Source organism: Limimaricola soesokkakensis, from assembly GCF_900172345.1.
Lineage (GTDB): Bacteria > Pseudomonadota > Alphaproteobacteria > Rhodobacterales > Rhodobacteraceae > Limimaricola > Limimaricola soesokkakensis.
This window is the reverse complement of record NZ_FWFY01000003.1, coordinates 293,623-319,833: the sequence shown is the minus strand read 5'-3', so window position 1 is coordinate 319,833 and position 26,211 is coordinate 293,623. Positions and strand designations below refer to the sequence as shown.

General features: G+C 68.7%; 25 protein-coding genes. 9 read left to right on the top strand and 16 right to left on the bottom strand.

Annotated features, from left to right (window positions below; all coding sequences use genetic code 11):
• The first annotated feature begins 81 nt into the window (after positions 1-81).
• Complete coding sequence (locus tag LOS8367_RS06920) at positions 82-324, top strand: BolA/IbaG family iron-sulfur metabolism protein (RefSeq protein WP_085895747.1); 243 nt, start codon at positions 82-84, stop codon at positions 322-324.
• Between the two features lie 26 nt (positions 325-350).
• A complete protein-coding gene (grxD, locus tag LOS8367_RS06915; RefSeq protein ID WP_085895746.1) occupies positions 351-734 on the top strand; it encodes a Grx4 family monothiol glutaredoxin in 384 nt (127 codons plus the stop codon).
• An 11-nt stretch (positions 735-745) separates the two neighbouring features.
• On the opposite strand, the gene LOS8367_RS06910 is transcribed toward grxD, so the two are convergent.
• From LOS8367_RS06910 to LOS8367_RS06900, 3 genes are read right to left on the bottom strand one after another with little or no spacing between them, the layout of a single operon-like run.
• Positions 746-1,192 (bottom strand): GNAT family N-acetyltransferase, encoded by a 447-nt coding sequence (locus LOS8367_RS06910; RefSeq protein WP_085895745.1) that lies wholly within the window; start codon positions 1,190-1,192, stop codon positions 746-748.
• 4 nt (positions 1,193-1,196) lie between these two features.
• Positions 1,197-1,604: a cell division protein ZapA gene (locus tag LOS8367_RS06905; RefSeq protein WP_085895744.1), complete on the bottom strand. Its 408-nt coding sequence runs from the start codon at positions 1,602-1,604 to the stop codon at positions 1,197-1,199.
• Positions 1,604-2,068: a hypothetical protein gene (locus tag LOS8367_RS06900; protein ID WP_085895743.1), complete on the bottom strand. Its 465-nt coding sequence runs from the start codon at positions 2,066-2,068 to the stop codon at positions 1,604-1,606. The genes LOS8367_RS06905 and LOS8367_RS06900 overlap by 1 nt, the downstream gene beginning before the upstream one ends.
• Positions 2,069-2,293: 225 nt before the next feature.
• Between LOS8367_RS06900 and tkt the strand changes: the two genes are divergently transcribed.
• Positions 2,294-4,309, top strand: a complete 2,016-nt coding sequence (gene tkt, locus LOS8367_RS06895; RefSeq protein WP_085895742.1) for a transketolase — start codon at positions 2,294-2,296, stop codon at positions 4,307-4,309.
• Between the two features lie 69 nt (positions 4,310-4,378).
• Here the strand turns inward: tkt and LOS8367_RS06890 are convergent, their stop codons facing one another.
• Entirely contained in the window at positions 4,379-4,807 is a 429-nt protein-coding gene (locus tag LOS8367_RS06890; protein WP_085895741.1) for a DoxX family protein, read from the bottom strand.
• Between LOS8367_RS06890 and LOS8367_RS19005 the strand changes: the two genes are divergently transcribed.
• Complete coding sequence (locus tag LOS8367_RS19005) at positions 4,806-4,949, top strand: hypothetical protein (RefSeq protein WP_165761399.1); 144 nt, start codon at positions 4,806-4,808, stop codon at positions 4,947-4,949. The two genes, LOS8367_RS06890 and LOS8367_RS19005, sit on opposite strands and share 2 nt — an antisense overlap.
• 106 nt (positions 4,950-5,055) lie before the next feature.
• A complete protein-coding gene (gene gap / locus LOS8367_RS06885) occupies positions 5,056-6,057 on the top strand; it encodes a type I glyceraldehyde-3-phosphate dehydrogenase (protein WP_085895740.1) in 1,002 nt (333 codons plus the stop codon).
• A 93-nt stretch (positions 6,058-6,150) separates the two neighbouring features.
• On the opposite strand, the gene LOS8367_RS06880 is transcribed toward gap, so the two are convergent.
• The 5 genes from LOS8367_RS06880 to LOS8367_RS06860 form a co-directional block, all read right to left on the bottom strand.
• Complete coding sequence (locus tag LOS8367_RS06880) at positions 6,151-7,200, bottom strand: extensin-like domain-containing protein (protein WP_085895739.1); 1,050 nt, start codon at positions 7,198-7,200, stop codon at positions 6,151-6,153.
• Positions 7,197-8,555, bottom strand: a complete 1,359-nt coding sequence (locus tag LOS8367_RS06875; protein ID WP_085895738.1) for a L,D-transpeptidase family protein — start codon at positions 8,553-8,555, stop codon at positions 7,197-7,199. Before LOS8367_RS06875 ends, LOS8367_RS06880 begins: the two co-directional genes overlap by 4 nt.
• A gap of 61 nt (positions 8,556-8,616) precedes the next feature.
• Positions 8,617-9,111, bottom strand: a complete 495-nt coding sequence (coaD, locus tag LOS8367_RS06870; protein ID WP_085895737.1) for a pantetheine-phosphate adenylyltransferase — start codon at positions 9,109-9,111, stop codon at positions 8,617-8,619.
• 94 nt (positions 9,112-9,205) lie between these two features.
• Positions 9,206-9,640, bottom strand: coding sequence for a CBS domain-containing protein (locus tag LOS8367_RS06865; RefSeq protein ID WP_085895736.1), 435 nt, complete (start codon positions 9,638-9,640; stop codon positions 9,206-9,208).
• A gap of 43 nt (positions 9,641-9,683) precedes the next feature.
• Positions 9,684-10,589, bottom strand: coding sequence for a LysR family transcriptional regulator (locus LOS8367_RS06860; protein ID WP_085895735.1), 906 nt, complete (start codon positions 10,587-10,589; stop codon positions 9,684-9,686).
• Positions 10,590-10,696: 107 nt separating this feature from the next.
• Here LOS8367_RS06860 and LOS8367_RS06855 point away from each other — a divergent pair, with 107 nt between their 5' ends.
• The 4 genes from LOS8367_RS06855 (at position 10,697) to LOS8367_RS06840 (ending at position 14,621) form a co-directional block, all read left to right on the top strand.
• Complete coding sequence (locus LOS8367_RS06855; RefSeq protein ID WP_085895734.1) at positions 10,697-12,196, top strand: CoA-acylating methylmalonate-semialdehyde dehydrogenase; 1,500 nt, start codon at positions 10,697-10,699, stop codon at positions 12,194-12,196.
• 228 nt (positions 12,197-12,424) lie between these two features.
• The gene (locus LOS8367_RS19175; RefSeq protein ID WP_207569230.1) at positions 12,425-12,679 is read left to right on the top strand and encodes a cupredoxin domain-containing protein; all 255 of its coding nucleotides are present in this window, start codon (positions 12,425-12,427) and stop codon (positions 12,677-12,679) included.
• A 65-nt stretch (positions 12,680-12,744) separates the two neighbouring features.
• Positions 12,745-13,896 carry a carboxylate-amine ligase gene (locus LOS8367_RS06845; protein WP_085895732.1) on the top strand — a complete coding sequence of 384 codons (1,152 nt, stop codon included), beginning with the start codon at positions 12,745-12,747 and terminating at the stop codon, positions 13,894-13,896.
• Between the two features lie 68 nt (positions 13,897-13,964).
• Positions 13,965-14,621: a hypothetical protein gene (locus LOS8367_RS06840; RefSeq protein ID WP_085895731.1), complete on the top strand. Its 657-nt coding sequence runs from the start codon at positions 13,965-13,967 to the stop codon at positions 14,619-14,621.
• Positions 14,622-14,687: 66 nt separating this feature from the next.
• On the opposite strand, the gene uvrA is transcribed toward LOS8367_RS06840, so the two are convergent.
• The 7 genes from uvrA to LOS8367_RS06805 form a co-directional block, all read right to left on the bottom strand.
• Complete coding sequence (uvrA, locus tag LOS8367_RS06835) at positions 14,688-17,552, bottom strand: excinuclease ABC subunit UvrA (protein WP_085895730.1); 2,865 nt, start codon at positions 17,550-17,552, stop codon at positions 14,688-14,690.
• A 156-nt stretch (positions 17,553-17,708) separates the two neighbouring features.
• Positions 17,709-18,065, bottom strand: coding sequence for a peptidoglycan-binding domain-containing protein (locus LOS8367_RS06830; protein WP_085895729.1), 357 nt, complete (start codon positions 18,063-18,065; stop codon positions 17,709-17,711).
• 103 nt (positions 18,066-18,168) lie between these two features.
• Positions 18,169-19,563: a dihydrolipoyl dehydrogenase gene (gene lpdA / locus LOS8367_RS06825; RefSeq protein ID WP_085895728.1), complete on the bottom strand. Its 1,395-nt coding sequence runs from the start codon at positions 19,561-19,563 to the stop codon at positions 18,169-18,171.
• Positions 19,564-19,673: 110 nt separating this feature from the next.
• Positions 19,674-20,285: a DUF924 family protein gene (locus LOS8367_RS06820; protein ID WP_085895727.1), complete on the bottom strand. Its 612-nt coding sequence runs from the start codon at positions 20,283-20,285 to the stop codon at positions 19,674-19,676.
• 108 nt (positions 20,286-20,393) lie between these two features.
• The gene (locus LOS8367_RS06815; RefSeq protein ID WP_085895726.1) at positions 20,394-21,671 is read right to left on the bottom strand and encodes an MFS transporter; all 1,278 of its coding nucleotides are present in this window, start codon (positions 21,669-21,671) and stop codon (positions 20,394-20,396) included.
• A gap of 98 nt (positions 21,672-21,769) precedes the next feature.
• A complete protein-coding gene (gene queA, locus LOS8367_RS06810; protein WP_085895725.1) occupies positions 21,770-22,828 on the bottom strand; it encodes a tRNA preQ1(34) S-adenosylmethionine ribosyltransferase-isomerase QueA in 1,059 nt (352 codons plus the stop codon).
• 13 nt (positions 22,829-22,841) lie between these two features.
• Entirely contained in the window at positions 22,842-26,150 is a 3,309-nt protein-coding gene (locus LOS8367_RS06805) for an AsmA-like C-terminal region-containing protein (RefSeq protein ID WP_133056296.1), read from the bottom strand.
• Positions 26,151-26,211: the final 61 nt, after the last annotated feature.

Here is a 26,211-nt window from a genome sequence, read left to right as displayed (position 1 = left end):
CCCCTGCCCCGGCGGCGGCCTTGCGTGCTGCCGGAGCGCCGCCTACATCTGAAGCGACATGAACAGGCGAGGAAGACAGATATGGCGATGAGCGCACAGGAAATCGAGGATCTCCTGCGAGAGACCTTTCCCGAGGCGAAGATCTCCATCACCGACCTCGCCGGAGACGGCAATCATTACGCCGCCGAGGTGATCGACGAGAGCTTCCGCGGCCTGAACCGGGTGCAGCAGCAGCGCGCCGTCTACGCCGCGCTCAAGGGCCGGATGGACGGGCCTGCGGGCGATCTGCACGCGCTGGCGCTGACCACCAAGGCGCCCGACTGACCCCCATTCCCGCAAAGGACACGCATATGACCGCGCAGGACAACGCGACCGACGCCAAGGCCCGCATCGACGAGATCGTCAAATCGAACGACGTGGTGCTCTTCATGAAGGGCACCAAGACCATGCCGCAATGCGGCTTCTCCAGCCGCGTCGCCGGGGTACTGAACTTCATGAACCTCGAGTTTCGCGATGTGAATGTGCTCGAGGACAACGACATCCGTCAGGGCGTCAAGGATTACTCCGACTGGCCGACGATCCCGCAGCTCTACGTGAAGGGCGAATTCATCGGCGGCTGCGACATCATCACCGAGATGACGCTCTCGGGCGAGCTGGACCAGCTGTTCGAGAAGAACGGCGTAGCCTTCGACCGCGACGCCGCCGAGAAGATCCGCGAAGCCAACAAGGGCTGAGCCAAGGGCGCTTAAGACAAGCGCTTTGACATGAAGACCCGGTGGAAGCCCTGCTCATGGGCCCGCCGGGTCTCTTTGTATCCGGCCATGGCATAGATCCGCAGGTTTCGTTGCATCGCCGCGTTGGTATAGAGCCGGATCTCTGGCAGCCCGGCCTGCCGTGCCATGTTCTCGGCGGCGCCGAGCAACGCCCGGCCCAGCCCGCGCCCCTGTGCGTCTGCATGCACGGCTATGTTGTCGAGCAGAAGGTGATCGGGCTGCGGCAGCAGCACCATCAGCGCCGCGCTCGGACCTGACTCGTCCGGCAAATGCACCACCCCCGCCGCGATCAGCGCACCGTAATCGGCGTGCATCGGCGCGGGCGCATGACCGATCAGCGGGATATAGGGAGCGTAAGCGGATGTGACGATCTCATCGATCCGATCCCGGTCCGCCGCGCGGGCTAGCCTGAGGCGCATGGCCTCAGACGCCCGCCTTCTCGACCCGCTCTGCCAGCGCCTCGGCGCGCGCCGTCATCTCGGCCAGCATCTCGATCAGGCCATGCGGGATCACCGGCACCTCAACCTCAACCTTCTGGGGATCGGTGCGCGCCTTGTTCAGCGCCGCCTCGGTCTGGCTCAGCCGCTTCTCGACCTGACCTGCATAGCTTTCGGTCTGGCGCAGCCGGTCCTCGAGCCCCGCGGCCCGGTCGGCGAGCATCAGCCCGGCCATCAGCAGCATCTTGCTCTCGGGCATCCGCCCGGACTGCTGGGCGAGGCCCGAGGCCTCCTCGTCCAGAAGCCGCGCGGCGGCCTGCAGATAGGGCTCCTCGCCCGACTGGCAGGCGACGACGAATTCGCGCCCGCCGATGGTGATTTCGACCTGCGGCATCAGTCGCGCTCCTCGACCAGCGGTTTCAGTTCGGACAGCACCGCGTCGAGCTCTGCCACTTCGGCGTCGCGCTCGGCCCGCAGCGCGCCCAGTTCGGCGGCCATGGCGCGGTCGATCAGCTCGGGATCGGCCAGCTCGGCCTCCATCGCCTCGCGCAGCTCGCCCGCCACCTCGCGCAGTTCGGCGTTGGAGCGGCGCAGCGCCTGAAGCTGCCCGTCGAGATCGGCCATCTGGGCGTTCTGCGCCTCGATCCGCGCCTCGAAGGCCGCGAGCCGGCCATCCTGCTCCTCGCGCAGCGCCTTCAACCGGCCCTCGAGCTCGGCATTGGCCTGCTGCTGGGCGCTGAGTTCGGCGCCAAGGCCCTCATCGTCGCCGCGCGGCCCGCTCTCGATACGGTCGAGCCCCTGGCCGATCCGGTCCAGCGCCGCCGAGAGGCGGCTCTCCAATTCGGTGATGTCGGTCATCGTGCCCCTGCCTGCCCTGCCCCGGTCCCGTATCGGTCGCCGCGAACGCGGTCCGAATCGCACGGGGCTTCGGAAAAACCTAGACCACGCTCCCGCCCCCCGCAAACGCCGGCGGCGGGCCGCAAGGCGCCGCCCGTCCGCTTGAACTCGCCCGCGCCGCCTGTCAATACCGTGCGCGACAAGGGGGGCCGCGCCGCGGCTGCCTCGACCAACCGGAGGACACCCATGGACATCGCCGCCCTGCGCGACAAGCATCCCGAGCATTGGAGGAAGGCTGCGGCCATCCGTACGCTGACCCTCGACGCCGTGGCTGCGGCCAATTCGGGCCATTCCGGCATGCCGATGGGCATGGCCGACGTCGCGACGGTGCTGTTCGAGAAGCACCTGAAGTTCGATCCCAAGGCGCCGAAATGGGCCGATCGCGACCGCTTCATCCTGTCGGTGGGCCACGGCTCGATGCTCCTCTACTCGGTGCTGCACCTGACCGGCTACGAGGAAGTACCGCTCGAGGAGATCAAGAATTTCCGCCAGTGGGGCTCGAAGACCGCCGGTCACCCCGAGAGCGAGTATCTCGACGCGGTCGAGACCACCACCGGCCCGCTCGGCCAGGGCATCGCCAACTCGGTGGGCTTCGCCATCGCCGAGGAGATGCTGCGCGCCAAGTACGGCCCGAAGATCGTCGATCACTACACCTGGGTGATGGCCGGCGACGGCTGCCTGATGGAGGGCGTGAGCCAGGAGGCGATCGCGCTCGCAGGCATGCAGAAGCTGTCGAAGCTCGTCGTGTTCTTCGACGACAACGGCATCACCATCGACGGCAAGGTCTCGCTCGCCGACGTCACCGACCAGGCCAAGCGCTTCGAGGCCTCGGGCTGGCACGTGCAGTCGATCGACGGGCACGACCCTGAGGCGATCGACGCCGCGATCGAGGCCGCCAAGGCCGATCCGCGCCCCTCGATGATCGCCTGCAAGACGCATATCGCTCTGGGCTCCTCGGCGCAGGACACGGCCAAGGGCCATGGCGCGCTGACCGACGAGAAGCTGATCGCCGACACCAAGGCCGCCTATGGCTGGGAGCACGGGCCCTTCGAGATCCCCGCCGATGTCAAGGCGCAATGGGAAGCGATGGGCGCGCGCGGCGCCAAGGCCCATGAGGAATGGCGCGAGCGCTTCGACGCGCTGTCCGAGCGCAAGCGCATCGAGTTCGAGCGCGCCTTCGCCGCCGAGGCCCCCAAGGCGCTGTCCGCCAAGATCCGCGCCTTCAAGAAGGACGCGCTGGAGAACGCCAAGCCGGTCGCCTCGCGCAAGTCGTCGGAGATGGTGCTCAACGTCGTCAACGGCGTGATGACCGAGACGGTGGGCGGCTCGGCCGACCTGACCGGCTCGAACAACACCCGTTCGGGCGATATGGAAGTGTTCTCGCCGGAGAACCGCTCGGGCCGCTATATCCATTACGGCATCCGCGAGCATGGCATGGCGGCGGCGATGAACGGCATCGCGCTGCATGGCGGCCTGCGCCCCTATGGCGGCACCTTCATGGCCTTCACCGACTACGCGCGCGGCGCGATGCGCCTCTCGGCGCTGATGCACCAGCCGGTGGTCTACGTGATGACCCATGACAGCATCGGTCTGGGCGAGGACGGCCCGACCCACCAGCCGGTCGAGCACCTGTCGATGCTACGCGCGACGCCGAACACCTACGTGTTCCGCCCCGCCGACACGATCGAGACCGCCGAGGCCTGGGAGATCGCGCTGTCGACCTCCGACCGCCCCTCGGTGCTGGCGCTGAGCCGTCAGAACCTCGCCCCGGTGCGCAACGAGCACAAGACCAAGAACCTGACCGAGCAAGGCGCCTACGTGCTGCGCGAGGCTGGCGAGAAGCGCCGTGCGATCATCATGGCCTCGGGCTCCGAGGTCGAGATCGCGGTTGCGGCGCGCGACATCCTCGAGGCCGAGGGCATCGGCACCCGCGTGGTCTCCGTGCCCTGCATGGAGCTGTTCGCGGCGCAGGACGAGGCCTATCGCAAGCGCGTGCTGCCCGCGGGCCCGGTGCGCGTCGCCATTGAGGCGGGCGTGCGCCAGAGCTGGGACCGCTGGCTTCTGGGCGAGCGCGGCCGCGAGGCCAAGGCGGGCTTCGTCGGCATGGAGGGCTTCGGCGCCTCCGCCCCGGCCGAGACTCTCTACGAGAAGTTCGGCATCACGGCGCAGGCCGTGGCCGAGAGGGTCAAGGCGCTGCTCTGACGCCGACACGGTATGGCACGAAACATGGGGGCGGCCTTCGGGCCGCCCTTCGCCTTTGGCAGGCGGCGTTCAGTCGAGCCGCACCGCGATCCGCCCGGCCCCGGCGACCGCCAGCGCCAGACAGCCGCCCGCGATCGCCCAGTTCTTGACGAAGATCGTCATCTGCCACGGGTCGTCGGGCAGGAAGTGGAACGCCGAGGTCAGCCCGCAATAGAGCCCGAGCGACAACGCCACCGGCCGTACCGCCACGCCGAAGACCAGCGCCAGCCCGGCGGCGGCGTTGTAGGCCAGCGCCGGCCAGACCAGCAGGCTCGGCAGGTGCCAACCCACCAGCAGCCCGATCACCTCGCCGGGGTCGAAGGCCTTCTGCGCCGCGCCGCCGAGAAACAGAACCGCCAGCAGCAGGCGGCCGATCAGCAACAGCCAGTCGTCCAGCCGCAATGACGGCGACGCGGTCCGCTGCGCCTCCCCTGCTTCGCGGTCTAGACTTGCGCGCATGAGCACCTCCTTCGCCCTCTCCCTGTTCGGCCTGATCCTAGCGGCGCTGGCGGCGGATCACTACTGGCTCGACGGGCGCGCGGCGCTGGTGCTGGCGCGCGCCGGGCTCGATCTGGTCCACTGGCTCGCCCTCTGGCGCTAACGGCAGCGCTCACAGGGGCGCCGCGGGGCGATCTTCGGTTGACGCCGCGCCACAAATGCCGATCTTGGCGCCGAACCCAAGCCCGGCAATTCCCGAGGAGACCCCCATGGCTGTCAAGGTAGCAATCAACGGCTTCGGCCGCATCGGGCGCAACGTCCTGCGCGGCATCATCGAATCCGGCCGCACCGACATCGAGGTCGTGGCCATCAACGATCTCGGCCCGGTCGAGACCAACGCCCACCTGCTGCGCTACGACAGCGTGCATGGCCGTTTCCCGCACGAGGTGAAGACCACCGAGGATACGATCGATGTCGGCCGTGGCCCGATCCGCGTCACCGCGATCCGCGACCCCAAGGAGCTGCCCTGGTCCGACGTCGACGTCGCGTTGGAATGCACCGGCATCTTCGTGAGCCACGAGAAGGCCGCGATGCATCTGGAGAACGGCTCCAAGCGCGTGCTGGTCTCCGCCCCCTGCTCGGGCGCCGAGAAGACCATTGTCTACGGCGTCAACCACGAGACGCTGACGGCCGAGGACAAGGTCGTGTCGAACGCGTCGTGCACCACCAACTGCCTGTCGCCGGTCGCCAAGGTGCTCAACGACGCCATCGGCATCGACAAGGGCTTCATGACGACGATCCACAGCTACACCGGCGACCAGCCGACGCTGGACACGATGCACAAGGATCTCTACCGCGCCCGCGCCGCGGCGCTGTCGATGATCCCGACCTCGACCGGCGCGGCCAAGGCCGTGGGCCTGGTGCTGCCCGAGCTCAACGGCAAGCTCGACGGCGTCGCGATCCGCGTGCCGACGCCGAACGTCTCGGTCGTGGACCTGACCTTCAACGCCGCGCGCGAGACCAGCGTCGAGGAGATCAACCAGCTGATCCGCGACGCCGCGAACGGCCCGCTCAAGGGCATTCTCGGCTACACCGACGAGCAGCTGGTCAGCTCGGACTTCAACCACGACCCGCATTCCTCGGTGTTCCACACCGACCAGACCAAGGTCATGGACGGCACCATGTGCCGCATCCTGACCTGGTACGACAACGAGTGGGGCTTCTCCAACCGCATGGCCGATACCGCCGTCGCGATGGGCAAGCTGGGCTGATCGCTCGAGTTCCCTGACAATGCGAAAGGCCGCCCCTCGGGGCGGCCTTTTTCGATTCTGCGTCGCGGTCACCGGTACGTTCACTGGTCGCGTTCACTGGCAGAGCCGGAAATCGCCGCGCCGCGACTTCACGTCGAGATGCAGGTGGTCGGCATGGGCGGCATCCGAGCCCGGCCCCAGCACGGTCGTGAATTCGAGACAGGCGGTGGCGCGCACCGCGTCCTGGAACGCCTCGGCCATCGAGCCCTCGCGCTCGCGCGGCTGCACCTTGACCTCCGGCCCCTCGGCGAAACCGAAGGACATGATGTCGACCGCGTTGCCGAAGGCGTGCTCGGACAGCGTGTCGGCATCGGAACTGCGGCTGCGGCAGTTGTAGACCGTGCCCTGCCGGATCTCGGTCAGAGCGCCGCGCCCGAGCCGCTCGGCGGCGGGCTTGGCGAAACCCTCCACCCAGCGCGCCAGTGCCAGCGCGGTCTCGCAACGCATCCGCGCGGGCGGCGCGAGCGCCACGCCCGGCGCGATTTCCGACAGCATCACGGGATGCGCGATGCCGCAATCGGCGATGTCCGTATCATCGACCGGCGGCTGCGTGTCGAACACCGCGCCCAGCGCCTCCAGTTCGGCGCGGCAGGTCTCGCGGGCCACTGTCGAGGCGGCGAGCCGGTCCGGCATCGCCGGGACGCTCTCGCGCGCCGTGCCGCCGGCATCGGGCGCGTCATCGGTGTCCTCGCCCGTTCCGGCTTCGGCTTCGGCTTCGGCTTCGGCTTCGGCTTCGGCTTCGGCTTCGGCTTCGGCTTCGGCTTCGGCTTCGGCTTCGGTACCGCCGTCAGTCCCGGCGTCAAGCTCGGATCCGGTCTCGGAATCGACCTCGTCACTCAGCGTGTCGGCATCCTCCTCCGCAGTTCCTTCGGCCTCGCCCCGATCCTCCGGATCAAGCGGTTCGGGCCGGGCCTCCGGCATCGGCACCTCCTGTGGCGCCATGTCGGAGCCCTCTGCCTCATCCGGCACAGAGGGCGCCTGTGCGCCCTCCGTCAGATCGGCGGGTCGCATGGGCGGCAGGGGGGCGGTCTCGGGCGGCGCCTCCTGCGCCGCGAGCGGTGCGGCCAGCAGGCCCAGCAGCGCCCCTGCCGCCAGCCGGATCATTCGACGAACTCCACGACGACGCCCTCGGACACCAGCAGCGCCAGCTCCTCGGCGTCCCAGTTGGTCATCCGCACGCAGCCATGGCTGGCCGCCTGGAACAACGAGTCCGGCTCCGAGGTGCCGTGCAGCCCGTAGGTCGGCTTCGACAGGTCGATCCAGACCGACCCCACCGGCCCGTTCGGGCCGGGCGGCAGGATCAGCACCTCGTCATTGTCGCCCTGCTGAAAATTGACGTCCGGGTTGTAGGTGTAGGTCGGATCCATCGCCACGGCGACCACCTCGACCGTGCCCGAGGGTGACGGGGTCTGGGCCGAGCCGACCGTGACGGGGTAGTTCAGGATCATCCGGCCGCTCTCGTCGAAGCCCGCGAGCCGGCTCGTGCCCTTGCGCACCTCGATGCGGGCCACCTTGGTCTCGAGCGCCGGGCCGGGATCGACCACGGTGATGGCCTCGCCCTGCCGCCAGCCGGTGCCGGGGTTCAGGTTCTCGAGGAAGCCCTGATCCATGTGAAACCGCTCGGCCAGCTTTTCGGCGACGCTGGTGTAGCCGAGCTGGTCGAGTTCGGCGAGCTCGGCATAATCCTCGGGCAGCGGATCGCTGAGCCCGTTCACGTCCTCCTCGGTGATGGTGTAACTTTGCAGCATCGGCGCGGGCTGGGTCGCGGTGAGCGCGTCCCAGACCTGGCTGTCGAGCTGCCCATCCGCCGTGAAGCCCTCGCGCGTCTCGAAGGCGGCGATGGCGCTCTCGCTCATGCCGCCCTTCCAGCCGTCGATGATGCCCGGCGAAATCCCGGCGCGGTCGAGCAGGATCTGCGTCTTGACGGTAATCGCCGACTGCCCGTCCGGCAGCGGCCCGCCCTGGTAGCTGGCGGCCTCGATCTCCTCGGGGGTGGGCGGCACCTTTGGGGTCTGCGCCTGCATCGGCTCCGTGGAGGAGGTGTCGCTCGGGGCGGCGGCGGTGCCGCTGGCGTCCGAAGCTCCCGAACTCGCCGATGCCCCGGAGCTGTCCGGGGTTCCCTGCTGCGCCTCGACCGGCTGTGCGCCGCCTTGCTGCAGCATGCGCAGCGTCTCGGGCTGCGCGGCGGTGCCGCCGGGGGCGGTGACGGTAGCGGGTGGGGCCTCCGCCCCTGCCCCGCCTTGCGCATCCTGTTGCGCCGGGGGCTGCTGCTGGGGCTGGCTTTCGGAGGGGGCGGGCTGGGTCGCCTGACCTTGCGTGTCCTGCCCGGCCGTTCCTTCGAGAACCTTGCGGGTCTCGGCGGCGATGTCCGCCCCGCTTTGCGTCGCCTGCTGCGCGACGGCGCCGCTGGCCGCGAGAGCAAGGATGGACAGGGAAAGGCGGATCGGGGTTGGGGTCATCTGGCGCTCCTCCGGACAGCTGTCCGGCACAACGCCGCGCGGCGGCCCCGAGGTCCCTCGATCAGAGGTCGAGCCGCACCTTCAGCGCCGCCTCGACCCCCGGCGGCACAAAGGACGAGACATCGCCGCCGAGCCGGGCGATTTCCTTGACCAGCTTGGAGGCGATGGCCTGATGACGGGCCTCGGCCATGAGGAACACGGTCTCGACCGACTTGTCGAGCATCCGGTTCATGCCGACCATCTGGTACTCGTATTCGAAATCCGCCACCGCCCGCAGGCCGCGGATGATCATCTGCGCGCCGACATCGTTCGCGGCGTCGATCAGCAGGTTCTCGAAGGGGTGCACCACGATCTCCGAGCCGCAGGCAGCGGCGATCGGCGCGGTCTCGGCCTCGATCATCGCGACCCGCTCGTCGAGCGAAAACAAGGGTCCCTTGTCGCGATTGATCGCCACGCCGATCACCAGCCTGTCGACCAGCGTGCAGGCCCGGCGGATGATGTCCGTATGGCCCAGCGTGACCGGATCGAAAGTTCCGGGATAAAGACCGATGCGCATGACGCCTCCCCGCCGCATGTTGCGCGCGCACACGACACCAAGGCGGGCCGGGATGCAAGGCCCCGGCCCGCGCGTGGAGCCGCGCGCGGCGTCGTCAGTGGCCCATGATCATCCCTTCGAGCGCATCCTTCTCCATCGCCAGCTCGGACAGCCGCGCCTTGACCACGTCGCCGATCGAGATCAGCCCGACCATTTCCTCGCCTTCGACCACCGGGATGTGGCGAAACCGCCCCTCGGTCATCCGGGCCAGCACCGCATCGGCCACCTCGTCGCGGTGGCAGGTGACCGGATCGCGGGTCATCATTTCCTCGACCTTCTCGGACAGGCAGTCCGGGCCGCGCTGGCCGATCTCGCGCACGATGTCGCGTTCCGAAATGATGCCCAGCGCCCGCTTGCCGTCCTGAGAGACCACGAGGGCACCGATGCGCTTCTCGGAGAGCTGCCGCGCGGCCTCGGCCACCGTGATGTCGGGCGCGACGGTGGCGACGGTGTCATTGGCCTTGGATTTCAGGATCTGTTGCACGAGCATGGCGCACTCCTCTTCAAGCGCCCCCTGAGTTGGGAGCCATGGATCAACCGTCGCGCCCGGCGCTCGTTCCTGTCAAGCATTCCGCCTCGAGCCGCGCCACCTCCGCCCGAAGTGCCGCCGCGAGCAGCGCCGCGAAACGGGTGAGCCGCGCCGAGCGGCGGTCGGCGGCATGGCGCACCAGCCAGAAGGCGCGGGTCAGCCGCAGCTCGTCGGTCAGCACCCGCCGCAGCTCCGGCGCGAAGGGCAGCGCGAAATCATGGACGATGCCGATCCCGGCGTGGCGTAGCATCTGCAGCTGCACCGAGACCGAGTTGGAGGCGAGCGGCACGCCCTGCGCGCCAAGGCTGCCGAGATAGTCGAGCTCCCGGTCAAAGATCATGTCGGGGATGTAGCCGACCAGCGGCCGCGTCCCCAGATCGGACAGCCGCGTCGGCACCGGCGCGTCGGCCCGCTGCGCGAGGCTGAGCCGGTAATCGGTGATCTTCTGCACGGTGAGGCGCCCCGCCTCCGGCGGGCTCACCGTAACCGCCATGTCGGCCTCGCGCTTGGACAGGTTCACGACGCGCGGCAGGGCGAGGATCTGCAGCTCCAGATCCGGGTTCTCGGCCTGGATCGCGGCGCAGACCTGCGGCAGCACGAAATTGGCGCAGCCATCCGGCGCGCCGATACGGATCTGCCCGGATAGGCCGCGTTCGGGGGTCCCGGCCTCGGCGGCACGAGCCAGCGCCGCCTCGGCGCGCCCGGCGTGTTCGGCCAGCCGCTCGCCACGGGGCGTCAGCGCGTAGCCCTGGGGGCTCTTGACGAAGAGCGCCGCGCCCAGCCGCTCCTCGAGCCGCGCCACCCGCCGCCCCAGCGTCGCCGGGTCCATTCGCAGCCCCGGCGCCGCGCCCGACAGGCTCTCGGCCCGTGCTACCGCGAGAAAGACGCGGATATCGTCCCAATTCTCCATGCCATCCTGCAAAAACGCAAAACCGTTTTGGCACCCTGCCGCTTCTACCGGCATTTCTGCAAGGCTATAGTGATGCCAACTCAGATCGTTCTTCGGGAGGACCGGACATGCAGGAACTGACCCATTACATCGGCGGCGAACACGTCAAGGGCGGCTCGGGCCGCTTCGCGGACGTCTTCAACCCCGCAACCGGCGAAGTGCAGGCCCAGGCCCCCCTCGCCTCGCGCGACGAGCTCGACCGCGCGGTCGAGACCGCCCAGAAGGCGCAGCCCGCATGGGCCGCCACCAACCCGCAGCGCCGGGCGCGGGTGATGATGGAATATGTGCGCCTGCTGAACCGCGATATGGACAAGCTGGCCGAGGCGCTGTCGCGCGAGCACGGCAAGACCATCCCCGACGCCAAGGGCGACGTGCAGCGCGGCCTCGAGGTGGTCGAGTTCTGCATCGGCGCGCCGCACCTGCTGAAGGGCGAGTACACCGACGGTGCGGGCCCGGGCATCGACATGTATTCGATGCGCCAGCCGCTCGGCGTCTCGGCGGGCATCACCCCGTTCAACTTCCCCGCCATGATCCCGATGTGGATGTTCGCGCCCGCCATCGCCTGCGGCAACGCCTTCATCCTCAAGCCCTCGGAGCGCGCCCCCTCGGTGCCCCTGATGCTGGCCGAACTGATGGAAGAGGCCGGTCTGCCCAAGGGCATCCTGCAGGTCGTCAACGGCGACAAGGAAGCGGTGGACGCGATCCTCGAGCATGAGGGCATCGCCTCGATCGGCTTTGTGGGCTCCACCCCGATCGCCCAGTACATCTACGGCAAAGGCTGCGCGCATGGTAAGCGCGTGCAGTGCTTCGGCGGCGCCAAGAACCACATGATCATCATGCCGGATGCCGACATGGACAAGGCCGCCGACGCGCTGGTCGGCGCGGGCTACGGCGCCGCGGGCGAGCGTTGCATGGCGATCTCGGTCGCCGTGCCGGTGGGCGAGGAGACCGCCGATCGGCTGATCTTGGCGCTCAAGCCGCGGGTCGAGAGCCTGAAGGTCGGACCCTACACCTCGGGCGACGACGTCGATTTCGGCCCCGTGGTCACCGCCGCCGCCAAGGAGAATATCCTCAAGCTCGTGCAGTCCGGTGTCGATGCGGGCGCCGAGCTGGTGGTCGACGGGCGCGACTTCCGGCTGCAGGGCTACGAGAACGGCTTCTTCGTCGGCGCGCATCTGTTCGACCGCGTGACGCCGGACATGGACATCTACCGCAAGGAGATCTTCGGCCCGGTTCTCTCGACCGTGCGCGCGGGCTCCTACGAGGAGGCGCTGAAGCTTGCCATGGATCACGAGATGGGCAACGGCACCGCGATCTTCACCCGTGACGGCGACGCCGCGCGGGACTTCGCCAACCGGGTCAATGTCGGCATGGTCGGCATCAACGTCCCGATCCCGGTGCCGCTGGCCTATCACAGCTTCGGCGGCTGGAAGAAATCGGCCTTCGGCGACCTGAACCAGCACGGCACCGACAGCTTCAAGTTCTACACCAAGACTAAGACGGTCACCGCGCGCTGGCCGTCGGGCATCAAGGACGGCGGCGAGTTCAACTTCAAGCCGATGGACTGAGGCTCACGTCAACGCGACTGGACAGGGGGCAGCGTCCGCGAGACGCTGTCCCCATCGCGCATTTCGCGCGCGGAGGATCCTGTCATGCCGACGCGTCGTCAATTACTTAGCCGCGCCATCACCGCAGGCGTCGCCCTGCCCCTCGCGGCATTGGCCGCGCGCGCGGGCGGTCTCGCCCCCGCAGTTCCGCCCCCCGCCCCGACCCGCCCAGTTCCGGCAACGCCGGCCATGGGACAGGTCCACCAGGTGTCGATACAAGGCTTCGCCTTCGTGCCGGCGGCCATCGCCATTGCACCGGGCGACACGGTGGTCTTCACCAATCGCGACATCGCCCCCCATACCGTGACCTCGGAAAGCGGCGTCTTCGACAGCGGCCGGCTTGGCTCCGGGCAATCGGTTCGGATGAGCTTTTCGGCACGCGGCGAGTATCCCTATCTCTGCGCGATCCATCCAAGGATGCGCGGTACGCTCCGCGTCGGCTGAGCCGGTCCGGACCCGTTTCGCTGCAAGAGGCGTTGGCCCCGGCAACATTACCGGAGGGCCGCCCCATGACTGATCCCGCCTTCAGCCTCGGCATCGAGGAGGAATATCTCGTCGTCGACGCCAAGACGATGGACCTCGCCGCCGTGCCGAGCGAAATGCTCGACTCCGCGAGAAAGCGGCTCGGCGACCATGTCAGCCCCGAGTTCCGCGACTGCCAGATCGAGATCGGCACCTCGGTCGCCGCGAACATCTCGGAGGCGCGCGCCGATCTCGCGCATCTGCGTGGCCGTCTCGCCGAGGTGGCGCAGGATCACGGCCTCGCCCTTGTCGCGGTCTCCTGCCACCCTTGGGGCGACCCCGAAAGCCGTGGCACCGGTCAGGGCGCGCGCTACGACAAGATTGCCGAGGATATCGGCGGCATCGCGCGGCGGCTGATGACCTGCGGCATGCATGTCCATGTGGGCTTGGGCGAGGATCACGAGCTTCGCGCCGACCTGATGGGACAGGCAAGCTACTTCCTGCCCTTCGTGCTCGCGCTGTCGGCCTCTTCGCCCTATTGGCGCGGCGAGGACACGCAGCTGTCGTCATGGCGGCTCAACGTCTTCGACCAGTGCCCGCGCTCGGGCCTGCCGCCGCGGATCGAGAGCTGGGCCGAATATCGCAAGATGGTCGATGCGCTGGTCCAGGCCGGGATCATCGAGGATGCCAGCAAGATCTGGTGGGACCTGCGCCCCTCCGAGGCCTGGCCGACGCTGGAGACGCGCATCGCCGACGTGATGCCGCGCATGGAGGAAGCGCTGTCCGTGGCCGCCTTCGTGCAATGCGTGATGCGGATGCTGTGGCGGCTCAAGACCGAGAACAAGCGCTGGCGCGTCTATGATCGCTTCCTGATCGAAGAGAACCGCTGGCGCGCGCAGCGCTACGGCACGGAAGGCACCCTGCTGGACCTCGGGCGCAACGCGCTCAGGCCGATGGAGGAACTCTTGGGCGAGCTGGAGGAGATGATGGAGGGCGACGCCCGGGCGCTGGGATGCCTCGACGAGCTGCGTGACACCCGGCGGATCGCGCATCGCGGTTCCTCGGCGACGCGGCAGCGCCGCGCCTACGACGCGGCGCGGGGCAACGGGGCCGAGCCGCGCGAGGCGCTGCGCGAGATGCTGCGTGGCGTGTCGCAGGAGTTCATGGAAGGCGTGGAACGCGAAGTTTCGCCGAGTTGATCACGCGGCGGGGAACGGAACGAAGATTGCGCCGTTGTCAAGCCAAATCCGATTCAGGAGAAGATCCCATGAAGACGCTCATCGGCCTCGGCACCGCGCTCACCATCGCCACCGCTCCCATGGCCCTCAACGCAGAGCCCAAGTTCAGGATCAACGGGGGCGGCGCCGTGGTGCAGATGCTCAACGCCGTCGTCTCCGGGAACACCAAGCAGGCCATCAAGGCCGAGAAGAAGCTGCGCAAAGCTGCGCGCAAGGCGGGCGTGCCGGTGGCCGTGGGCACCGTGGCGGCCGCCTCCGGCGGTGCCGCGCTGGCGGCAGCCGCCCCGGCCCCTGCCCCGCGCTTCGCCCCTGAAAGCGTGGGCCAGCGGCCGCGCCTGCGCCCCGAGGCGGCAAGCTTCGCCGTGATCGACACCCCGGCAGAAACGCCCCCGGTGACCACCTTGCAAAACGGTCGGCGTGTCGAGACCTCAGCGCTCGGCACCTCGTCGGTCCCGAGTTCGACCCCGAGCGATACCCGGGTGACCAGCACCACGACCACCGCGACCGGGCCCACGGTGATCAACATCGAGGGGGATCGCGTCTCGACCTCCGGCGGCGCCTATTCCGAAGCGACGAGCGCCCCGACCCTGACCGCCGCTGCGGAAACCGCTACCGTCGAGCCCGCGGCCCAGACGGTATCTCTAGAGACCGACAGCTCGATCTTCGGCGGCCCGACCGGCTACTGACCCCCGATACGACAAAGCGAAAGGGCCGCCCCTCGGGGCGGCCCTTCTGCATTCATCGTCACCCGTTCATTCGGCGGCGATCTTGCGCGGCTTCAGCATCGGCTTGAGATAGCGGCCGGTGTGGCTCGCCTCGACCTCGCCCACCTCTTCGGGGGTACCGGTGGCAACCACGGTGCCGCCGCCATCGCCGCCCTCGGGCCCGATGTCGATGATCCAGTCGGCGGTCTTCACCACGTCGAGATTGTGCTCGATCACCACGACCGTATTGCCGGCCTCGACCAGCTCGTGCAGCACTTCGAGAAGCTTGCGCACATCCTCGAAATGCAGGCCGGTCGTCGGCTCGTCGAGGATATAGAGCGTACGGCCCGTGGAACGGCGCGCCAGTTCCTTCGACAGCTTCACCCGCTGCGCCTCGCCGCCCGAAAGCGTCGTCGCCTGCTGGCCGACCTTGATATAGCCGAGGCCAACCCGGCACAGCGCGTCCATCTTCTCGCGGATCGAGGGCACGGCAGAGAAGAATTCCTGCGCGTCCTCGACCGTCATGTCGAGCACGTCGGCGATCGACTTGCCCTTGAACTTCACCTCCAGTGTCTCGCGGTTGTAGCGCGCGCCCTTGCAGGTCTCGCAGGTGACGTAGACGTCGGGCAGGAAGTGCATCTCGATCTTGATGACGCCGTCGCCCTGGCAGGCCTCGCAGCGCCCGCCCTTCACGTTGAAGGAGAAGCGACCCGGCTTGTAGCCGCGCGCCTTCGCCTCGGGCAACCCCGCGAACCAGTCGCGGATCGGGGTGAAGGCGCCGGTATAGGTCGCGGGGTTCGAACGCGGTGTGCGGCCGATCGGGCGCTGGTCGATGTCGATCACCTTATCGAGATGCTCGAAGCCCTTGATGGTCTCGCAAGGCGCCGGCGCCTGCCGGGCGCCGTTCAACTTCATCGCGGCGTTCTTGTAGAGCGTCTCGATGGTCAGGGTCGACTTGCCACCGCCCGAGACGCCGGTGACGGCGACGAACTTGCCCAGCGGGTAATCGACCGTCACCTCCTTGAGGTTGTTGCCGGTGGCCTTCACCACGGTGAGCTTCTTACCATTGCCCTTGCGCCGCTTCGCGGGCACCGCGATCTCGCGGCTGCCGACGAGATACTGGCCGGTCACCGAATCCGGGTTGGCCATGATCTCCTGCGGCGTGCCCTGCGCGACGATGGCGCCGCCATGCACGCCCGCGCCCGGCCCCATGTCGAAGACGTAATCCGCCTCGCGGATCGCCTCCTCGTCATGTTCGACCACGATCACCGTATTGCCCTGATCGCGCAGGTTCTTGAGCGTGGTCAGCAGCCGGTCGTTGTCGCGCTGGTGCAGGCCGATCGAGGGCTCGTCGAGCACGTAAAGCACGCCGGTCAGGCCCGAGCCGATCTGGCTCGCCAGCCGGATGCGCTGGCTTTCGCCGCCCGACAGGGTGCCGGCGTTGCGCGACAGCGTCAGGTAGTCGAGGCCGACATTATTGAGGAAGCCGAGCCGCTCGCGGATCTCCTTGAGGATGGCGCGGGCGATCTCGTTCTTCTGGTTGGTGAGGCTGGCGGGCACGGTCTCGCACCAGTCGAACGCCTCGCGGATCGACATCTGCACGACTTGGCCGACATGCAGCCCGGCGATCTTCACCGCCAGCGCCTCTTCGCGCAGCCGGTACCCGTGGCAGGTGCCGCAGGCGCGGTTGTTCTGGTACTGCTCCATCTCCTCGCGGACCCAGGAGCTGTCGGTCTCGCGGTAGCGGCGCTCGAGATTCGGGATCACGCCTTCGAAGGGGCGCGACACCTTGTAGACGCGGCCGCCATCATCATAACGGAAATCGATCTCCTCCTTGCCGGAGCCGCGCAGGAACACTTCCTGCACCTTCTCGGGCAGGTCCTTCCAGCGGGCGGTCTTCGACACGCCGTAATGCTTGGAGATCGCCTCGATGGTCTGCAGGAAATACGGCGTCTTGCCCTTGCGCCATGGCGCGATGGCACCGTCCGCGACCTTGAGCGTGACATCGGGCACGACGAGACGCTCGTCGAAGAACAGCTCGACGCCGAGACCGTCGCAGGAGGGGCAGGCCCCGAAGGGCGCGTTGAACGAGAACAGCCGCGGCTCGATCTCGGGGATGGTGAAGCCCGAGACCGGGCAGGCGAATTTCTCGGAGAAGGTGATCCGCTCGGGCTCGCCCTCGCCCTCCTTGGGCGCGGTTTCGAGAATCGCGATGCCGTCGGCGAGGTCGAGCGCGGTACGGAACGAATCCGCTAGCCGCGTCTCCAGCCCCTCGCGCACCACGATCCGGTCGACCACCACGTCGATGTCGTGGCGGAACTTCTTGTCGAGCGTCGGCGGGCTCTCCAGCTCGTGGAACTCGCCATTCACCTTGATCCGCTGGAAGCCCTGCTTGCGCAGTTCGATGAACTCCTTGCGGTATTCGCCCTTGCGGTCGCGCACGATGGGGGCGAGCAGATAGCCGCGCGTGCCCTCCTCCATAGCCATGACCCGGTCGACCATGTCCTGCACCTGCTGGGCCTCGATCGGCTGGCCGGTGGCGGGGGAATAGGGCGTGCCGACCCGCGCGAAGAGCAGGCGCATGTAATCGTAGATCTCGGTGACGGTGCCGACCGTGGAGCGCGGGTTCTTCGAGGTGGTCTTCTGCTCGATCGAGATCGCGGGCGAGAGACCCGAGATGTGATCGACATCGGGCTTTTCCATCATGTCGAGGAACTGCCGCGCATAGGCCGAGAGGCTCTCGACATAGCGGCGCTGTCCCTCGGCATAGATCGTGTCGAAGGCCAGAGAGGATTTGCCCGAGCCCGACAGGCCGGTGATCACGACAAGCTCGTCGCGCGGGATATCCACGTCGATGTTCTTGAGATTGTGCTCGCGCGCGCCGCGCACCTCGATCTGCTTCAGTTCCGGCATGCAGGTCCCCACCAGTGTCCAGCCCGGAAGATAGGGCCCCGAAGGCCGTTCTCCAACCGCGAAATGAGAACGAAACGATAACACATGGCAGGGCTGCGCGAAATGCCGCAACCCCTGCCTCGCGGACGTCGGGGCTGCGGCATCTTGTCCGGGCGGTCAGTAGCCGCCCATCCGTGACGGCCAGGCATGGCGCTGCCAGAAGCCGCGGCTGGGTGGCGGCGCCGTGGTCGCGAGAAACGCCCGAGACGGGCTCGCGGCCACAAGGTCGTGCAGCAGGTCGTTCAGGGCCGTGTCGGCGCGGCCGGTGACCGGCAGGCCATGCTCCGCCTCGAAGACGCGGATGGCATGCGCCAGCCGCGGCCCCGGCAGCCCATCGATCTGCCCAGGCTCGTAGCCCAGATGTTGCAGCAGGATCTGGATTTCGTAGACGCCCTCGCGATCGGCCTCGATGGCCTGCGCTGGCGCCACCGTCGCGATCAGCCCCGCGACGACGCAGAATGTCGGAAAACGCATGATACCCCCTACTTCGGGAACCGGTCCCGATGCGGCATCTTAACAGAAAATGCCCCCGACCGCGCCGGTCGGGGGCATTCGTGATCCTGCGCTGCGGCAAGCGTCAGTAGTGCAGCGCCCGCCCATAGGCGTCGAGAACGCTCTCATGCATCATCTCGGACAGCGTCGGATGCGGGAATACCGTCTCCATCAGCTCCTTCTCGGTGGTCTCGAGCGTGCGGCCGACGATGTAGCCCTGGATCAGCTCGGTCACCTCGGCGCCGACCATGTGGGCGCCCAGAAGCTCGCCTGTCTTGGCGTCGAACACGGTCTTGACCATGCCCTCGGCCTCGCCCAGCGCGATCGCCTTGCCATTGCCGATGAAGGGGAAACGGCCGACCTTCACGTCAAAGCCCAACTCCTTGGCCTTGGCCTCGGAGTAGCCGACCGACGCCACCTGCGGCTGGCAATAGGTACAGCCCGCGATGCTCTCGGGTTTCACCGGGTGCGGATGCTCGCCGGCGATCAGTTCGGCCACCATGACGCCCTCATGCGAGGCCTTGTGCGCGAGCCAAGGCGCGCCGGCGATGTCGCCGATGGCATAGAGCCCCTCGACACCGGTGCGGCAATATTCGTCGGTGATGACATGGGTGCGGTCGATCTTGACGCCCAGCTCTTCGAGCCCGAGGCCCTCGGTATTGCCGACGATGCCGACGGCCGAGATCACCGTGTCGAACTCCTGCGTTTCGACCTTGCCCTTCGACTCGATATGGGCCGTGACCTTGCCCTGCGCGCGATCGAGCTTCTTGACCACGGCCTTTTCCATGATCTTCATGCCCTGCTTCACGAACTGCTTCTTGGCGAAGGCCGAAATCTCGGCGTCCTCGACCGGCAGGATCCGGTCCATCACCTCGACCACCGTCGTCTCGGCGCCCAGCGTGTTGTAGAAGCTGGCGAACTCGATCCCGATCGCGCCCGAGCCGATGACGAGCAGCTTCTTGGGCATGCGCGGCGGCACCAGCGCGTGACGGTAGGACCAGACCAGATCGCCGTCGGCCTCGAGCCCCGGCAGGTTGCGGGCGCGTGCGCCGGTGGCCAGAACGATGTTCTTGGCGGTCAGCTCCTCGCTGCCCTTCTCGGTCTTGACCGTGACCTTGCCCTTGGCGGGGATGGTGGCTTCGCCCATCACCACCTCGATCTTGTTCTTCTTCATCAGGTGGCCGATGCCCGAGGAGAGCTGCTTGGCCACGCCGCGCGAGCGTTTGACCACCGCGTCGAGATCGTAGCCGATGCTCTCGGCCTTGAGCCCGAACTCCTTGGCGCGGTGCATCAGGTGGAACACCTCGGAGGAGCGCAGCATCGCCTTGGTCGGGATGCAGCCCCAGTTCAGGCAGATACCGCCCAAGTTCTCGCGCTCGACGATCACGACCTTCTTGCCCAGCTGGGCGGCGCGGATCGCGGCGACATAGCCGCCGGGGCCGGCCCCGATCACGATCACGTCGAAGTTCCTGGCGGCCATCGGTGTTCCTCCTCGGCGGTCCCGCAAAAAATTGGTTTGACGCTAAACTACTTTCCGCCGGGCTTCCAGACGGCCGGTTGCATGGCAGGTCTGCAAGCGCTGCCGCCGGGTCAGGAGGCGGATTTCAGCCGTTCGACCACGGCACCGTAACCGCCCTGCTCCAGCCACTCCTTCTCGGCCTCGGTGGTCTGACGGCCCAGCGCCTCGTTGCGGAACGGGAATCGTCCGAATTCGCGGATCACCTCGCGATGGGCGCGGGCGTGTAGCAGATTGTCCTCGGCATCGGGCATCCGCTCGCAGAACAGCCGCACGGCGCGGTCCTGATCGACGAGATTCTCCGAATGCATCAGCGGCAGGTAGAAGAACTGCCGCCCCGGCGGCACGATCTCGCGGTCCCAGGCATTGTCGATCGCCAGCTTGGCGACCGAGCGGGCCTGCTCGTCGAGCTGGAAGGCGCGGGCGTCGTCGCGCCAGATGTTGCGGGCGAACTGGTCGGTGACGATGATATAGGCCAGCGCGCCGTTCGGCTCGGTGAGCCAGTGGCCCAGAGCACCCTCCGCGGCCTTGTCCCACATCGCGCCGAACCGGTCGCGGATCGTGGCGTCGAGATCGTCATCGGCGATGTACCACTGCTTCGGCTCGACCTCCTCGAGCCAGAAGGCGAGCACCTTCTCGGCCTCGCTCGGCGCCTCGGCCTGGGCGGTGACGGGGGGGGCAGTCATGGCGGTCCTCCTGATCGGTGGTTCCCCCAAACCTGCCCCAACCCTGTCACGGGTCAAGCGCGAAGGCGCGATATGGCGCGAATTGGCTCCGATCCGGCCGCCCGCCGCTCAGGCGGCGTCGTCGCGGGCTTCTTCCTGCTGCTCGATCTCGTGCTCGATATAAACCTCCTGCGCGACCTCGGCGGCCACTGCGGTGGCGGTGGCGGTGACCGGCGCATAGCTGACCGTGTCGCCGATCTCGACGCCGCGATCCGGGCGCCGCAGCATGCGCCAGCCGGCATAGCTCGCGAGACCCAGCATCAGCACCGCGATGAAGGCCCAGAAGCCATGCGCGCCGACATTGTCGAGCATCCAGCCCACCACGATCGGGCCGGCGATGGCGCCGACGCCATTGATCAGCAGCAGCCCGCCAGAGGCCGCCGCCATGTCCTCGCGGTCGAGATAGTCGTTGGCATAGGCGATGAGCAGCGCATAGAGCGGGTTCGAAGTGCCGCCCACCAGCGCCGCCGAGGCAAGGATCAGCCCGATATGACCGGGCAGCAGGAACGACATCAGCGCCCCGGCCCCGCCCACCGCCGACAGGCCGAGGATCAGCCAGCGCCGGTCGATCCGGTCCGACAGCCAGCCGATCGGGAACTGCAGCACCAGCGCGCCGACATAGGTGATCGAGACCAGAAGCGAGATCTGCGCCACCGACAGACCGGCCCGGGCGCCGTAGACCGCCGACATGCCGAATTGCGCCGCGAAGACGCCGCCCAGGAGGAACATCCCCATGCAGGCCAGCGGCGAGGCGTCGATCAGCCGGCGCAGCGGCAGCGGCTTGGTGGTGTTGAACACCGGCGCCGGGCTCACCGACAGAAGGATCGGCGCGAAGGCCATCGACACCAGCACCGAGGGGATGATGAACAGGATGAAGCCCGACACGTCGCCCAGCGTCACGAGATACTGCGCCATGACGATGCCGGCCATCTGCACGATCATGTAGAGCGACAGCGCCTTGCCGCGATGCTCGTTGCTGGCGGCATCGTTGAGCCAGCTCTCGGCAGTGATGTAGACGCCGCAGAAACAGAAACCGATGGCGACGCGGCCCAGCGTCCAGGCCCAGGGCTCGGCCAGCGCCGGGTAGAGGATCAGCACCGCCGAGATGGTCGAGCCCAGCGCCGCGAAGACCCGCACATGGCCGACCCGGCGGATCATCATCGGCGCGTAGCGCGAGGCGAAAAGGAAGCCCGCGAAATAGGCCGACATGATCACCGACATCTCGAGCGTCGAGAAGCCCTCGACCTCGCCGCGCAGGCCCAGGAGCGTGCCCTGAAGCCCGTTGCCGATCATCAGCATGAACATGCCGAGCAGAAGCGCCCAGGAGCTCCCGAGAACCTGAATCATGACCTGTCCCTTTCTGCCGGCTAAGGCCCGGCTAACCCGGTGCTAGCAGCCGAGTCTTTCAGCAATACGACGGTTCGTCGGTCGAAAACGAAGCGGCTTCAGCGCCCGTTGCGCGGCAGCAGCAGAGAGGCGTCGCCATAGGAGAAGAAGCGATAGCGATTCGCGATGGCGTGATCGTAGATCCGGCGGATCTCCTCCACCCCCATCAAGGCCGAGACCAGCATCATCAGCGTCGATTTCGGCAGATGGAAATTGGTCATCAGCCCATGCGCGACGCGGAACTCGAAGCCCGGGGTGATGAAGATGTCGGTCTCGCCCGACCAGGGCGCGATCTGGCCGCCCCGCGCGGCGCTCTCGATCAGCCTCAGCGCGGTGGTGCCGACCGGGATGACCCGCCCGCCCGTCGCACGGGTGGCGGCGATCTCGGCGGCGGCCTTTTCGCTCACCTCGCCCCATTCGGCATGCATCTTGTGGTCGCGGATGTCGTCGACCTTCACCGGCAGGAAGGTCCCCGCCCCGACATGCAGCGTCACATGGGTGAAGCTGACGCCGCGCGCGGCCAGTGCCGCCATCAGCGGCTCGTCGAAATGCAGCGAGGCGGTCGGGGCGGCGACCGCGCCGGGCCGCGCCGCCCAGACGGTCTGGTAATCCTCGCGGTCGCTCTCGTCGGCGGCACGCTTGGCGGCGATGTAGGGCGGCAGCGGCATTGCACCGACCTCGGCGATGGCGGCGTCGAAATCATCGCCCTCGAGATCGAAACGCAGCACCGCCTGATCGGCCTCGCGGCCCACCAGCTCGGCCGAGAGCCGCTCGGAGAACACCACGACCTCGCCCTCGCGCAGCTTCCGAAGCGGCTTGACCAGCGCGCTCCAGCAACCGTCGGCACGGGGGCCGAGCAGCGTCACCTCGATCCGCGCCGTGCCCTCGCCGGCGGCGCCGGGACGGGTCCGGGTCCCGCTCAGACGCGCCGGGATCACCTTGGTGTCGTTGAGCACCAGCCGGTCGCCCGGCCGCAGGATCCGCACCAGATCCGTCACCACCTGGTCGGCGATCTCCTGGCCTTGCGCCAGCAGCAGCCGCGCCGACGAGCGCGGCTTGGCGGGCCGGGTGGCGATCAGCTCTTCGGGCAGGTCGAAATCGAAATCCGAGAGCTTCATCGGCGTCCTCAGGTCAGGTCGGTGGCGGCCTCCGGAAGAGTTCGCGGAACAGGCCGGGGGTGAGTGCGGAGAGCGGGTTGACCGAGACCTGCGGGTCCTCGGGCGTGCCGCCCAGCGTGTAGTTGAAGCCGATCAACCCCTCGCCGGGGCGGGTCAGGAACGATCCCAGCGAATTGACGAGGTAGAAGGGCGAGACGACGCCTTGGAAGGCCATGCGTCTGGAAGAGAGGCTGTATCTCCCGTCGAGGGAAATGCCAAGACCCGGCCCGGTGGCGCTCGATTGCGTGATCTCCAGCATGTCCGGGCGCAACCGGAAATCGGCCATGATCCGGTCAAAGGCGAGCCCCTTGCCGTCGAGCTGCTGCAGCAGTCCCACCACCGAAATCGCGTCGAGAAGCTGCGCCATGGCGGGCGCGTCGCGCACCCGGAGCCCGGCCACGTCGAGATCGCCGGTGTAATGGCCGGGCCGCCCGTCCGGCAGCAGCGTCAGGTCGAGGGCGCCACCGGTGGCGGTGCCGTAAAGCCCGGCCGAGCGCAGCACCGCGCCCGCATCCGGCCCGGTGACGCGCACCGCCGTGCCGGCATCATCGGGCACCACCAGACCCGAGACCGGTGCGCCGCCATTGACCCGCGCATCGAAGCGACCCGAAAAACCGCCGACGGTCGAGAACCGGCCCCGCAGCGCGGTGAGCGCCACCGCGTCGGTGACGCGCAGCCGGTCGAGCGCGAGGCTGATCGGCCCGCCCGCCCCGCCGCCGCCTTGGCCGAAACCGGCGCGTCGAAGATCGACTGCGCCGCCAGTGATCTCGAGCCCCACCGTCTCGCCCGGGCCGCGCCCGACCAGATCGGCGCTGACGTCGAGCCAGTCCGACAGGCGCACCCGCTCGAAGCTGGCGCGCTCCAGCCCGCCGCCGGGGCGCAGCCGCAGATCGCCGCGCGCCGAGAGACCGCCCGCGTCCAGCGCGATCCGGTCGATCCGCGGCGTCTCGCCAAGCCGCCCTGCGATCTCCAGCTGCCCGGTGGTGCCGGGCGCCACCGACCAGCCTAGCGCCGGGATCGACAGGCCGAGCCCCCTGAGATCCGTCGAGAGAGTGACCTGCGGCGGCGCGCCCCGCATCAGCCGCATCGCGACCTCGCCACGGCCACGGCCGGACAGGGTGCCCTCGGGCAGCGCGATGCCGAAGGTGTCGAGAAAGCGCTGCGACAACTCGACCGTCCCCTCGAGCCGCGCCGTCCCACCGGATGCGCCGAGCGGCTGGCGAAAGGCCACATCGGCCGGAAGCCCGTCGATCGTCACCGGCCCCTCGACCTCGAGCGCCTCGGGCCCGGCCCTGAGCGCGAGGCGATCGGCGGCGACGCGGCGCTCCGGCACGATCGCCGTGCTCGACACCTGGTCGAGCGTGCCGGTCACGGACCAGGCTACCTCCTCCGGTGCGACCGGCCCGCCCAGCGGCAGGGCGACGCGGGCGCTGGCCCGGCCCCGCCCCTCGATCAGATCCACAGGCTTTCCCGCCTTCTGCAGGAACTGGAATGGCGGCTGGTCGATCAGCGACAGCATCGCCGTGACCGTGCCAGCGGCCTCGATGCCGATCTCGGCGCCCGGGCGCGGCCCGCCCAGCCGGGGAATCGTGAAGCTGGTGCCCGCGAGGTCGACGCGGCCACCCTGCGGCGCCTCGGCCACGCCCTCGGTCAGGCTGACGGAAAAGATGCCGTCGCCGACGCTGGCATAACCCGCCCCGCCGGAGATCGGCGGCAGCCCGTCGAGCGGGCGGATCGTGGCGCCCTCGAAACCATGGCTGAGCGCGATCTCGAGGTCCTGTCCCGGCGACCGGCGCAGCGCCGCCGTCACGTCACGCAGCGTGGCGGCGGGTATGTGGTTGGCGATCCAGTCGCGGGTTCCCGGCTTGAAACCCTCGGGCCAGTAGGCAAGCAGGCGGTCGCGCGAGAGCGCCCCGGCCTGGACATCAAGCGCGGCGCGCCAGCCTTCAGTGGTCGAGCCGATCGCGCCGCTGCCGCCGATCCGGGCGCCGCTGGCGGCATCGGTGGCCCCGAACCCGCCGATCTCGAGCTCGAAGGGATCGGGGTGCAGCCGCAGGTCCGACCAGACCTCGCGCAGCGCCACCGCGTCCGGCAGCCCCGCCCCCGCCCCCGCCGCGAGCGCCACCTCGTCGAACCGCATCTGCGCCACCAGCGCGCCGGGCCAGCCCGCCTTCACCTCGCGCAGCCAAGCCTGCCCCTGCCCCTCGACGCGGCCCAGCTCGCCCCTGGCGGAGATTCGCTCGAACGCGATCCGGTCCTCGGCCGGGTCGAAACGCAGTGCCAGTTCGGCGCGCTCGAAGCGCAGCGGCTCGGCGCCTTCGCCCGGCGCCAGCGCGCCGGCGCCGATCCGCAGCGCCGCGCTGAACGGCCCCGGCGTGCCATCGATGCCGATCCGGCCGCGCAGGCGCGCCGAAAGCGGGGCGTCGAGCACCGACAGGAAGGACAGCGCCGGATGCTGCGTGGCGAGGTCGCGGCTGGCCACTCCCTCGATATTCATCCGGACCTCGGCATCCCGCGCGCCTTCGGCGCGGTCGTAGCCGAGGGCGAGATCGGTGATTTCGCCACCATCGGCGCGCAGCGTCATCTGCCCGGCGAGCCGCATCCCGCCGCGCAAATCGAGCGCGATCCGTCCGTCCTCGGCGGTCCAGTCGCGCCCCGCGCGCGCATCGGAATAATTGACCGCCAGCCGCCGCGCTTCGATCCGCTCCAGAGCGTCGAGCGCGGGCCGGTCCAGCACCGCGTCGATGCGCGACAACAGCCCGGCCAGCCCGCTCGTATCCGGCTGCGGCGCGGGGGTGGATCTGGACGCGGCGCGCTCGAACCGCACCTCGACCCGGCCGGTCGTGTCGCGTCTGAGCCCGATCTCGGCCTCGGTCAGGATCACTTCCTGGGCCAACACGGAGCGCTCGAAGAGCAGGCCGCGCGGGCTCAGGAGCGCCTCGATCCGGGGCACCCGGGCCAGCACGGCGCCCTCGGCATCGTGCAGCACCGTGTCGCGCAGCGCCACGCGCGGATGCAGGTCGGTGCCGAGCGTCAGGGCGATCGCGCCGAAATCGATGCGCCCCCCGGCCAGCATGGTGTCCGCCTGCGCCTCGATCCGCTCGGTGATCCAGCTCGGCGCCGTGATCGTCTGCCCGATCAGCAACAGCCCCAGGCCGAGAGCCAGCGCCACGGGGAGCGTCACCAGCGTCAGCCCGAGCCCGAGACCAAGGCGCAGGCCTTCCGCCAGCTTCAGCCCGCGCGCCCGGCGCCGCGGCGGGCGCGCGGGAACCGTCGCCGCCACGGCCGGGCGGGCGCGCCGGTCGCGCGGGCTGATCGATCGATGCTGCAAGTCGGGCCAAGAC